Below are 10,819 nucleotides of genomic sequence, written 5' to 3'. Positions count from 1 at the left end.
GGTCCTGCACGGCCGGCTGGGGGTCTGGGGGTTATCCCCCAGGAAATGCAGCATCAGCGGGTCCGGGGTTCGAGTCCCTGGCGGCGCACAGACAGTGAAGGCCTCTCGCAAGCGCGGGGGGCCTTCGCCGTTGGCGGATTCCCCCCGGGTCCCGCACGGCCGGCTGGGGGTCTGGGGGTTATCCCCCAGGAAATGCAGCATCAGCGGGTCCGGGGTTCGAGTCCCTGGCGGCGCACAGACAGCGAAGGCCTCTCGCAAGCGCGGGGGGCCTTCGCCGTTGGCGGATTCCCCCCGGGTCCTGCACAGCCGGCTGGGGGTCTGGGGGTTACCCCCCAGGAAATGCAGCATCAGCGGGTCCGGGGTTCGAGTCCCTGGCGGCGCACGATGGCGATGGCGAGGCATGTTCGCGGAAAGCGCGAACCTGTCTCGCCATCGTTGTTTTTCGCGGCTTCGCCGCGCGTTGTGGGGGCTTCGCCACCCACACCCCCCTTATGCCGGCGGTGCTGTGGCCGTAGGCCGAAGGAGCCACCGGCCGCCGCTACAGACCCGGCAACCCGTCGACGGGCGTGACCGCGGGCGAAGAAGTCACCCCACGGCGACGAGGCCGCGCGGTGAGGGCCTCTCTCCCTTCACCGGCCACTGCCATCGCCGAAGAAGCCACCGGCCGCCGCTACAGACCCGACAACCCGCCGGCGGGTATCGCCGTCGGCCAAAGAAGTCAGCCCCGGCCATGAGGCCCCGCGCGGGGGGCCTCAGGCTTCGCCCCTGCGCCGGCGGCGCCGGCGCCGCGGATCGAAGGGGCCCCCGGCTGCCGGCGCCGGGTGGCTGCCGCGGCCGCAGGCCGGAGAAGTCAGCCGTCGGCTGTGATCTTCACCGTCCAGGCTCCCGAGATCGTCCGGCCCTCCACCTTCACCCGGATGCCCTCTCCCGGCACCGTGAAGGTCTCGCCGAGGAAGATCGGGGCGTCCGCGAGAGGGGGGTAGACGGAGTTCTCCCAACAGGCCTCCGTGCGGGGGTGTGCGTCGATCACCTCGATCGGGCCGCCGCCGGACTGGGCGCCGGCGCGCACCCGGTAGACGAGGATCCCCGAACGGCAGGCCGCCGCATCGTTGCCCAGCGGTCCGCGCGCCTCGAAGGCGAGCACACTGTCGTGACCGGTCCGCACCACCGCGAGCTTCACTCCGCGGCCGAGCCCGAAGGCCGGCGGCCCCGCCGCACCCCTGATCTGAGCCCCCGGACCGGCACCCAGCGGCTCCAGCGTCAGCCGTGTGACGCCCGCCTCCCGCACGCACACCACCTGCCGCGGCGCCAGCCACCCCAGCTTCCACTTGTGCCAGCCGAACAGGTCGGGAGCGAGACCGAACTGGCTGCCCATCAGGTCCCAGTCCCCGACGTACGTGTCCCAGTCGCCCTTGCCGTCGTCGGGCCGGTGGTACAGGTCCGGCAGGTCGAAGACGTGTCCGGTCTCGTGGGCCAGTACGAGCCGGTCCGGCGGGTGTTTCTCGAAGACGGTGACGACCCGGCGGATCTCCGTGCCGTCGGCCCTGAGCGGGGTGTCCAGGTTGACGACCTTCGTCGCGTCCGAGTCCACACCGGGTGCGTCCGGATCCGCGACGAAGTAGACGATGTCGTAGCGGGAGAAGTCGACCTGCGGGTCGGCGACGGCGAGCGCGTCGTGCAGATACGCGGCCCGGTGCTCGGCGTTCCAGTCCCGCTTCATGGCGTACGCCGTCGACGGCCTCGGCATCCGGATCCAGTGCCGCAGCGGATGCGGATGCAGGGTGAACCTGCCGTAGGAGGCACGTTCGAAGTAGTGGCTGGTGGCCGGGAAATGGTCGGCCGTCAACTGGGCGGGCGTGGTCCGCGGGACGGCGTCCGGGAACGACAGAAAGATCATCACAGCGTTCAACGCCCGGGTCGGCCGCGGATATGCGGCGTTCCAGGTGTCGAGGCCCTCCGAATGATGCGCGTCGGTGCGCTGCAACGCGCACGGCACCGCCGAGAAGGGTTCGGCGATCGACGGCCCGGTCACCAGCGAGGTGGCGGCAAGCGCCGACAGAGTGGTGAACACGGCGGCGGTGCTGCGCAGTCGGGAACCCCTGACCTGCTTGAGGGGGGACTGGCACGGCACAGGGACCTCCGGGGGCGGTACGTGGGACACCGCACCCAGCCTGTGTCAGTTTGTCGTATTACGCCCTGTTCGCCTGCCCCAGAAGAGTGACTCAGCCGCGAGCCCCGATCAGAGCCGACACCCCCGAAACGCTCACGGAACGTCACAAGCGGTCAGGGGCTCCAACGACCCGTCCAGCTGCGGGCAGAAACGATCTGTCAGAAGTGCCGCTCGATCCGGGACACTGGACGTGGGGTGGAAGGCCCTTGGGTCTGCCTCTATGATCGGCACACTTTCCGGCACGGACAGAGATCGAGTGCACTGCGGGAGCGAGCGGTGAGCGGAACGTCCGAAGGGCCGGTGCCCGCGGCAGACCTCGACCGGGGCGCCGTAACAGAGAGTAATGACTGTGCGTCTCCTCGTACGGAGCCGCTGACGACGCGGGCGGAGTCGCCTCCCTACCGCTCGGTCTTCACGGCCGCGCCTCTGGCCATGGCGGTCGTCGACCGCGAGGGGCTGGTGGTCGGCGCCAACGACGGGTTCGGTGCCCTGTTCGGCAGCGCGCCCGGCGAGTTGACCGGCCGTATCGCAGCCGACTTGGTGGACCTGGCGTCCGACGCACGGAACTGGCACGCCTACCGCGAGATGCTGCGCGGCCGCGAGGCCCTGTTGCACTGCACGCGCAGGCTGAAGCATCCCGACGGACAGTCGGTGTGGATCCAGGTCACCGTCACACCCCTCGGCCAGGACGGCTGCCTTCTGATGTCGCTCACCGACATCAGCGCACACCGTGAACTCCAGGGCCGGCTACGGCACTTGCAGATGCACGACCCGGTGACCCGGCTGCCCAACCGCACCCTGTTCTTCGAGCGGCTGACGGCCACGCTGGAGGCGGAGTCGTACGAGGAGAGCGGCACCGGGCGGATCGGCCTGTGCTACCTCGACCTGGACGGCTTCAAGGCCGTCAACGACACGCTCGGCCATCGCGTCGGCGACCGGCTGCTGGCCGCCGTGGCCGAACGACTCACGCGCTGCGCCGACGAGGCGGGTTACGGCAGAACGAGCGCCCCCCTGGTGGCGAGACTCGGCGGCGACGAGTTCGCCCTGCTGGTGGAGGACTCCACGGGCACGGAGCAGCTCGCCGATCTGGCGGAGGCGGTGCTGGAGGCGGTGCAGGCTCCGTTCGACCTCGCCGGTCAGCGGGTGTCGGTGTCGGCGTCGATCGGTGTGGTGGAGCGGCGCGCCGCCGACACCACCGCCACCGCCCTGATGCAGGCGGCCGACACCACGCTGTACTGGGCGAAGGCCGACGGAAAGGCCCGCTGGACGCTCTTCGACCCGGAGCGCAACGCCCATCGCATGACCCGCCAGGCTCTGGCCTCCACTCTCCGCCCCGCCATTGAACGCGACGAATTCGTTCTCGAATACCAGCCGTTGGTGGGGATGGAGGACGGGCGGCTGCGCGGCGTCGAAGCCCTCGTCCGTTGGAACCATCCTCAGTTCGGCATGCTGACGCCGAATCGGTTCATCGGATTGGCGGAGGAGGACGGCTCGATCGTGCCACTGGGCCGCTGGATCCTGCGCACGGCCTGCCGGCAGGCGCGCCGCTGGCAGGTGGACCATCCGGACGAGCCGCCGCTGTTCGTGAGCGTCAATGTGGCGGTGCGTCAGGTGTGGGACTCGGATCTGGTGGCCGATGTGGCCGAGACCCTTGCGGAGACCGGGCTCGCGCCCCATCTGCTCCAGCTGGAACTCACGGAGTCCGCGGTCATGGGCTCGGCGGGCCGCCCCCTGCAGGCCCTCCAGGCCCTCAGCGAGATGGGCGTCGGCATCGCGATCGACGACTTCGGCACGGGCTACTCGAACCTGGCGTACCTCAGCCGACTGCCGGTGTCGGTCCTGAAGCTGGACGGCTCCTTCGTACGGGGCTTCCAGTACGAGAGCGACAAGGAGGGCGCCGTAGCGCCGAACCCGGCCGACGAGGTCGTTGTCGAGGCGATGATCCAGCTCGCCCACCGCCTGGGCATCACGGTCACCGCGGAGTGCGTGGAGACCTCGGCACAGGCGTCCCGCCTGCGGCGCATCGGCTGCGACACCGGCCAGGGGTGGCTGTATTCCCGGCCGGTGTCACCGGATCGCATCTCCGAACTGCTCGGGCCCGGCGAGGAGCGGAGCGCACGCGCCGGGGATCAGGCGGTCGCCAAGCCGTAGGCGTCGGCGATGAGTTCGTACGAACGCAGCCGCACCTCACCGCTGTGGGCGTTGCCCGTGATCATCAACTCGTCGGCGCCGGTGCGCTTCTGGAGGTCGTCGAGGCCGCTGCGGACCTCGTCAGGGGTGCCGTGGATGACGTTGGAGTTCCAGGAGTCGATGAACTCCCGCTCCATCGGGCTGAATTCGTAGGCCTCGGCCTCCTCGGGGGTCGGGACGAGGCCGGGGCGGCCGGTGCGCAGGCGCACCATGTTGAGGGCGGCGGCCAGGACCTGGCGGCGGGCCTCCTTCTCGTCCTCGGTGGCGAGGGCGGAGACGCCGATGAGGGCGTAGGGGGCGTCCAGGACCTCACTCGGCCGGAAGGACTCCCGGTACAGGTCCAGCGCGGGGATGGTGTTCTGCGCGGAGAAGTGGTGCGCGAAGGCGAAGGGCAGGCCGAGGACGCCGGCCAGTCGGGCGCTGAAGCCGGAGGAGCCGAGCAGCCAGACCGGGGGTCGGTGGGGCGACTGGACGCCGCCGGGGGAGGTCGCCTGGACGGGCCCCGGGACGGCATGGATACGGCGGTAGGGGTGGCCGTCCGGGAAGTCGTCGTCCAGGAAGCGGGTGAGCTCGGCGAGCTGCTCGGGGAAGTCGTCGGCGCCCTCGTGAAGGCGGTCCGTACGGCGCAGGGCCGCGGCGGTGGCGCCGTCCGTGCCGGGAGCGCGCCCGAGGCCCAGGTCGATACGGCCCGGCGCCATGGCCTCCAGCGTGCCGAACTGCTCGGCGATGACGAGCGGCGCGTGGTTGGGCAGCATGACACCGCCGGAGCCGAGCCTGATGCGCTCGGTGTGGGCGGCGAGGTGGGCGAGGATCACGGCGGGGGACGAGGAGGCGACGCCCGGCATCGAGTGGTGCTCGGCCACCCAGTACCGGTGGAAGCCACGGGACTCCGCGAGACGTGACAGCTCGACGCTGGTGCGCAGGGCATCGGTGGCGGTGCGCCCCGCACCGACGGTCACCAGGTCCAGTACGGAGAGGGGCACGGGGGCGCTGCCCTGCGCGGTACCCCGGATCTCGTCTGCCGTCACGGTGAATGCCTCCTGTTAGCTGCGACGCCGTATCCGCAAGGCCCTAACAGGAGGCACTCTCCGCTTTATTCCCTGGGGGAGCAAACTCAGCCCCTCCGGCGTTGGAGGAGCGGGGGTCCGGGGGCCGGCCCCCGGGTCGGGACGGGTAGGGGCGGCGGGGGCGAAACCCTCAGACCTGCACGATCGGCTCCCGGGTGAACAAAGCCCCGAGCATCGGCGCATTCACCCGCCGATCAGCCAACCGCAACGCCTCCCACACAGTGACCTGATTGGCGGTGAGTACCGGCTTGCCCAGCTCCTTCTCCAGGGCCGGGATGTGCGCCGCCGTATGCAGCGCCGTGTCCGGCAGAAGCAACGCGTCCGCGTCCGGCCGGTCGGCCTCACGCGCCAGCAGCAACACCTCCGCCTCCCCCCACGTCCCGACCTCCGCCGCCGTGATGATCCCGGCTCCGCGCACGGACGTCACCTCCGCACCCCCCGCCCGCAGAAACTCCGCGAACAGCCCGGCCACGTCCTCGGGATACGTCGCCCCGACCGCCACCCGCCGCGCCCCGACCTCCCGCAGCGCATGGACGAAGGCGAAGGACGTCGACGAAGCCGGCATCCCGGCCGCGAGGGCGAGGGCGCGCACCTGCTCATGGGCGCCCTCCCAGCCGTAGACGAAGCTCCCGCTGGTGCACGCCCACACCACCGACTCGGCGCCCGCCATGCGCAGCTCCTCGACTCCCGCCGCGAGCCGCTCGGCCGAGCCCATCTCCCGCAACGCGTCCACCCGGTGCGCGTCCTCGCCGATGTCGGTGTGGACGACGTCGAGGCGGATGTCGCTGCCGAGCAGCTGCTCGATGCGCGGGTATTCGTCCTCGGCGGAGTGGCCGGGGTAGAGGAATCCGAGTGCCGTCATGACCTGCCTTCCTGCTGCTGTTCACCGTCCGGGAGCTGTGGCAGTACGGGGCCGGAGCGCGCCGCCGGATCGATCAGCGCCTGATACGGCCCCACCGCCCGGGTACCCAGTCGGGACAGCGCAGCCCACATCGTCACCTGGTTGGCCGAGATCACCGGGATGCGCAGTTCGGCCTCCAGTTGCGGGATGACGTCGTAGGTGGGGAGGTTGGTGCAGCTGATGAACAGGACGTCGGCCGGCCGTCGTACCGCCTTGTGGGCCATGGCGACCACATCGCGGTACGGGACCTTCCAGATGTGCCGGGTCAGGCCCATGTACGCGCGCCCGGTGACCTTGACGCCGGCCTCGGCGACGTACTCCTCCAGCGCGCGTGTGACGGACACGGTGTACGGCGTCACCAGTGCCACCCGCCGGGCGCCGAGCGCCACCAGGGCCTCCAGGAGGGCGCCCGAGGTGGTGACGGAGGGGATCGCGCCGGCTCGGGTCATGGCCTCGCACATCGCGCGCTCCCCGGCGATTCCGCCGACGAAGCTGCCGGAGGTGCAGGCGTACGCGACGACCTCCGGCGCGACCGCGTTCAGCGTGCGGACCGCGTCGTCCAGCGTCTCGTGCTCGCTGACCAGACGGGCCAGGTCGAGGCTCACCTCGACCGGCACGAACGGTGTCCGCGTCAGATGCAGCGACACGTCGTCCGGGACCCAGCGCCACAGCTCGCGGTCCAGAGCGAAGTCAAAAGGAGCGACCACACCCACACCCCGCTGGGGCAGTGGTCCACCGAGGAAGGAAACGTCCATGGCGCCCATGGCGGCCACCGCCTCACCGTGAGAAACAGCGGAGCAACGGACCCCCCATCGCACCCGTGTTGACGAAGGTAGGTTCGGGTGCGAGCGTGGTCAAACCTCGCATGTCAGACGGCCGCAACCCCCCGAAGAAACGGCTTTCCGCATGACCACCCCGACGCTTCTCGTCCTGGACACCGACCCCCTGCCCCGCCTCGGCAGACTCACCGGCCGCGCCCGGATCGAGCACGCGGACGAGTCGACCCTCGCCGAGCGCCTGCCGCACGCCGACGTCCTGCTGGTCTGGGACTTCACCTCCCGGGCCGTGCGTTCCGCCTGGCCGGGCGAGGGCCCGCGGCCACGCTGGGTGCACACGGCGAGCGCAGGCGTGGACCATCTGATGTGTCCGGAACTCGCCGCCTCCGACACCGTGGTCACCAACGCGCGCGGTGTCTTCGACCAGCCCATCGCCGAGTACGTCGCCGCACTCGTCCTCACCATGGCCAAGGACCTGCCGCGGACCTGGGAGCTGCAGCGGGAGCACACCTGGCGGCACCGCGAGACACAGCGGGTGGCGGGCACGCGCGCGTGCGTCGTCGGTTCCGGGCCCATCGGCCGTACGATCGCCCGCACGCTCAAGGCGCTCGACATGACGACGGCGATCGTCGGCCGCACCCCGCACACCGGCATCTACGGCCCGAACGACCTGGACCGGCTGATCGCCCGCGCCGACTGGGTGATCGCGGCCGCCCCGCTCACCGAGCAGACGATCGGCATGTTCGACGCGCGCCGCTTCGGCGTGATGCAGCCCTCCGCGCGCTTCATCAACATCGGGCGCGGCGGTCTGGTCGTCGAGGACGCGCTCGCCGAGGCGCTGGCCAAGCGGTGGATCGCGGGCGCCGCGCTGGATGTCTTCGAGCACGAACCCCTCACCCCTGACAGCCCGTTGTGGGAGGCACCCGGCCTGATCGTGTCCCCGCACATGAGCGGCGACACGATCGGCTGGCGCGATCAACTCGGCAGTCAGTTCGTGGAGTTGTACGAGCGCTGGGAGGCGGGCAGACCTCTGCTGAACGTGGTGGACAAGAAGCGCGGATACGTACCCGGACGCTGAACCGCCGAGCGATGGAGGGCAGATGACGGACCCCGGCCTCGACCTCACCGAACTGACCGCCGCACGGATCGTCGAGGGCTACCGCAAGGGCGAGTTCAGTCCGGAGGAGGTCACCAGGGCCGCACTGGAACGGGCCGAACGCATCCAGCCGGAGGTGAACGCCTTCGTGCGGCTGCTCGCCGACGAGGCCCTCACGCAGGCCCGGGAGTCGACCGGGCGGTGGCGGCGGGGCGAACCGAAGGGGCTGGTGGACGGGGTCCCGACGACGGTCAAGGACATCATCCTGCTGCGGGGCGCCCCCACCCTCAAGGGCTCACAGACGATCTCGGAGCAGGGCAGTTGGGACGAGGACGCCCCGTCCGTCGCCCGGCTGCGCGAGCACGGCGCCGTGTTCCTCGGCAAGACCACGACCCCGGAGTTCGGCTGGAAGGGCGTCACGGACTCGCCGCGGTCCGGGGTGACCCGCAATCCGTACGACCCGGCCCGCACCGCGGGCGGCTCCAGCGGCGGCGCGGCGGCGGCCGTGGCGCTGGGCGCGGGCCCCCTCGCGCTGGGCACGGACGGCGGCGGCAGCGTCCGTATCCCGGCCGCCTTCTGCGGCATCTTCGCCCTGAAGCCGACGTACGGCCGCGTGCCCCTCTACCCGGCGAGCGCCTTCGGCACCCTGGCCCACGTCGGCCCGATGACCCGGGACGCGGCGGACGCGGCGCTGCTCCTGGACGTGATCGGGGTGCCGGACCACCGCGACTGGTCGGCGCTGCCCGCCGCCCCGGACTCTTTCGTCGCCGGGCTGTCCGGCGGGGTGAAGGGCCTGCGGATCGCCTATTCGCCGTCCCTCGGCGGCCAGGTGGCGGTGCAGCCCGCGGTGGCGGCCGCGGTACGGCGGGCGGTGGAGCGGCTGGCGGAACTCGGCGCGTACGTCACCGAGACCGACCCCGACTTCACCGACCCGGTGGACGCCTTCCACGCCCTGTGGTTCTCCGGGGCGGCCCGGGTGACCCAGCAACTCGGCCCCGAGCAGCGCAAGTTGCTCGACCCGGGGCTGAGGGAGATCTGCGCGGCGGGCGCCCGCCTGACCGCGCTCGACTACCTCGCCGCGGTCGACGTCCGCATGGAACTCGGCCGCCGTATGGGCCGCTTCCACGAGTCCTACGACCTCCTGGTCACCCCGACGCTGCCGATCACCGCGTTCGAGGCGGGCGCCGAGGTGCCGAAGGGTTCCGGCCATCGGCGCTGGACCGGGTGGACCCCGTTCACGTACCCCTTCAACATGACCCAGCAGCCGGCGGCGACCGTCCCGGTGGGCGTGGACGGGGACGGGCTGCCGATCGGGTTGCAGCTGGTGGCGGCGCGGCATCGGGACGCCCTGGTGCTGCGGGCGGCGCATGCGCTCTACGAGGCGGGGATCGCGGCGGGTGTCGCATCCGGCGTCACGCCCGCCGGAAGCTGAGCGTCTCCCCCGCCGCCCCCGTGCGCCACAGGTCGTTGCAGGCGTCCGCCATCGCGTCGAGGCCCTCGATCACCTGGCCCCAGACGATGCCCGGGACCCAGCCCACATCCCCGTTGAGCAGCAGGTTGTTGCGCTCGTAGAAGAGGGCGAGGTCGACGACGGTGGTGTCGGGGCGCACGTCGGTGTCGTAGCCGTAGGCCCTGGTGCCCAGCTCCGTGCCGGCGAAGGAGAAGTAGCAGAGGTCGCCGGGGATGGGCGTGACCGTCGGGTTCTCCAGGGGCGGCTCCCGGTCGGCGAACGGGGGGAACAGCGCGTAGATCTCGTTGCGTGCGTATTTGGCGTGGTAGACGTCGCTGCTCAGCGGAAGGGCGTCCCACACCGCCGCGCAGGTGTGCGGTGCGCGCTCGTCGAGGAGCTTCGCCGTGCAGTGGACGCCTCGCTTGACCAGGGAGACTTCGATGTGACGGTCGGCCATGTGGTGCCCTCCTGGGGAGCTGGTTTCAGCCATGTGTGCCGCGCCGACGCTGCGATTGCCCGTTCGGTCACCTCCCCAAGAGCCAATGGCAGCAGTGGTGCCCGCGCCACAAGACTCTTGGTGCCCGCACAGGAGGAGGCCACGCGTGACCTCATGTGAAGCATCAGCACATCCCGCCCAGGAGGCACCCTCGATGACCTCGCAGCCCGTACGCCGTCGCCGCACGACCCGGCTCGGAGTCCTGGCCGTCGCCGTGACCGCCGCGGCGGCCCTCGGTGCCGCCCCCGCCGGGGCCGCGACCGCGACCAAGAAGTGCAGTGGTGGTCCTGCCAACTGTGTCCTCGCCAAGGTCCACCCCAAGAAGGGGACCGTGAAGGTGAGGATCGACAACACCGGAGGAAACAAGGCCTACAAGTACGGCTGGGACCTCCGCCACAACGGCCGGATCGTGTGCTCCGGAGAGGTCCGCGAACGCTGGCCGGCGAAGACCTTCACCTGCACGAACATGCCGAAGGGGAAGCTGACGCTGACCGCCTCGTACGAGAGGAACAGCACCGTCGCACTGCAGTGGTGACCGCTCCGCGCCGACGTGCCCGATGCCCGCCCCGGGGCATCGGCCGGGCCGTGCCCGCTGTCGGGGCTGACACCTCCCCCGCAGCCCCCGCACTCCCTGACGAGCACCGCCCGCGCGGTGTGCCGTTGTCCTCCCCGC

At 71.1% G+C, this 10,819-nt stretch carries 9 protein-coding genes; 4 read left to right on the top strand and 5 right to left on the bottom strand.

What is annotated here, in order from left to right:
• Positions 1 to 850: 850 nt before the first annotated feature.
• Positions 851 to 2,131 (bottom strand): M6 family metalloprotease domain-containing protein, encoded by a 1,281-nt coding sequence (locus ACWC1K_RS50175; RefSeq protein ID WP_450840862.1) that lies wholly within the window; start codon positions 2,129 to 2,131, stop codon positions 851 to 853.
• A 315-nt stretch (positions 2,132 to 2,446) separates the two neighbouring features.
• Between ACWC1K_RS50175 and ACWC1K_RS50170 the strand changes: the two genes are divergently transcribed.
• Positions 2,447 to 4,321 (top strand): putative bifunctional diguanylate cyclase/phosphodiesterase, encoded by a 1,875-nt coding sequence (locus ACWC1K_RS50170; RefSeq protein WP_450840860.1) that lies wholly within the window; start codon positions 2,447 to 2,449, stop codon positions 4,319 to 4,321.
• Here ACWC1K_RS50170 and ACWC1K_RS50165 read toward each other — a convergent pair.
• The 3 genes from ACWC1K_RS50165 to ACWC1K_RS50155 all read right to left on the bottom strand — a co-directional run bounded on the left by ACWC1K_RS50165 (position 4,300) and on the right by ACWC1K_RS50155 (position 7,083).
• On the bottom strand, positions 4,300 to 5,388 hold the full coding sequence (locus ACWC1K_RS50165) for an LLM class flavin-dependent oxidoreductase (RefSeq protein ID WP_450840859.1): 1,089 nt from the start codon (positions 5,386 to 5,388) through the stop codon (positions 4,300 to 4,302). The two genes, ACWC1K_RS50170 and ACWC1K_RS50165, sit on opposite strands and share 22 nt — an antisense overlap.
• Before the next feature lie 169 nt (positions 5,389 to 5,557).
• Entirely contained in the window at positions 5,558 to 6,289 is a 732-nt protein-coding gene (locus ACWC1K_RS50160) for a maleate cis-trans isomerase family protein (protein ID WP_450840857.1), read from the bottom strand.
• Positions 6,286 to 7,083: a maleate cis-trans isomerase family protein gene (locus tag ACWC1K_RS50155; protein ID WP_450840855.1), complete on the bottom strand. Its 798-nt coding sequence runs from the start codon at positions 7,081 to 7,083 to the stop codon at positions 6,286 to 6,288. Before ACWC1K_RS50155 ends, ACWC1K_RS50160 begins: the two co-directional genes overlap by 4 nt.
• A gap of 151 nt (positions 7,084 to 7,234) precedes the next feature.
• Here ACWC1K_RS50155 and ACWC1K_RS50150 point away from each other — a divergent pair, with 151 nt between their 5' ends.
• Positions 7,235 to 8,182, top strand: a complete 948-nt coding sequence (locus ACWC1K_RS50150) for a D-2-hydroxyacid dehydrogenase (RefSeq protein WP_450840853.1) — start codon at positions 7,235 to 7,237, stop codon at positions 8,180 to 8,182.
• Positions 8,183 to 8,204: 22 nt separating this feature from the next.
• Positions 8,205 to 9,632, top strand: a complete 1,428-nt coding sequence (locus ACWC1K_RS50145; RefSeq protein WP_450840851.1) for an amidase — start codon at positions 8,205 to 8,207, stop codon at positions 9,630 to 9,632.
• On the opposite strand, the gene ACWC1K_RS50140 is transcribed toward ACWC1K_RS50145, so the two are convergent.
• Positions 9,613 to 10,107, bottom strand: coding sequence for a DUF3830 family protein (locus ACWC1K_RS50140; protein ID WP_450840849.1), 495 nt, complete (start codon positions 10,105 to 10,107; stop codon positions 9,613 to 9,615). The genes ACWC1K_RS50145 and ACWC1K_RS50140 overlap by 20 nt on opposite strands.
• Positions 10,108 to 10,300: 193 nt before the next feature.
• Between ACWC1K_RS50140 and ACWC1K_RS50135 the strand changes: the two genes are divergently transcribed.
• Positions 10,301 to 10,681, top strand: a complete 381-nt coding sequence (locus ACWC1K_RS50135) for a hypothetical protein (RefSeq protein ID WP_450840847.1) — start codon at positions 10,301 to 10,303, stop codon at positions 10,679 to 10,681.
• Positions 10,682 to 10,819 lie beyond the last annotated feature (138 nt).

It is taken from the genome of Streptomyces sp. NPDC001492 (assembly GCF_053597275.1).
The sequence above is the reverse complement of the archived record's forward strand: the minus strand, read 5'-3'. Positions and strand labels throughout refer to the sequence as shown.

Excerpts from the sequence above, each read along its gene's own strand:
- ACWC1K_RS50160 (WP_450840857.1), bottom strand. The coding sequence starts at position 6,289 with ATGACGGCACTCGGATTCCTCTACCCCGGCCACTCCGCCGAGGACGAA.
- ACWC1K_RS50155 (WP_450840855.1), bottom strand. The coding sequence starts at position 7,083 with ATGGACGTTTCCTTCCTCGGTGGACCACTGCCCCAGCGGGGTGTGGGT.
- ACWC1K_RS50150 (WP_450840853.1), top strand. The coding sequence starts at position 7,235 with ATGACCACCCCGACGCTTCTCGTCCTGGACACCGACCCCCTGCCCCGC.
- ACWC1K_RS50145 (WP_450840851.1), top strand. The coding sequence starts at position 8,205 with ATGACGGACCCCGGCCTCGACCTCACCGAACTGACCGCCGCACGGATC.
- ACWC1K_RS50140 (WP_450840849.1), bottom strand. The coding sequence starts at position 10,107 with ATGGCCGACCGTCACATCGAAGTCTCCCTGGTCAAGCGAGGCGTCCAC.
- ACWC1K_RS50135 (WP_450840847.1), top strand. The coding sequence starts at position 10,301 with ATGACCTCGCAGCCCGTACGCCGTCGCCGCACGACCCGGCTCGGAGTC.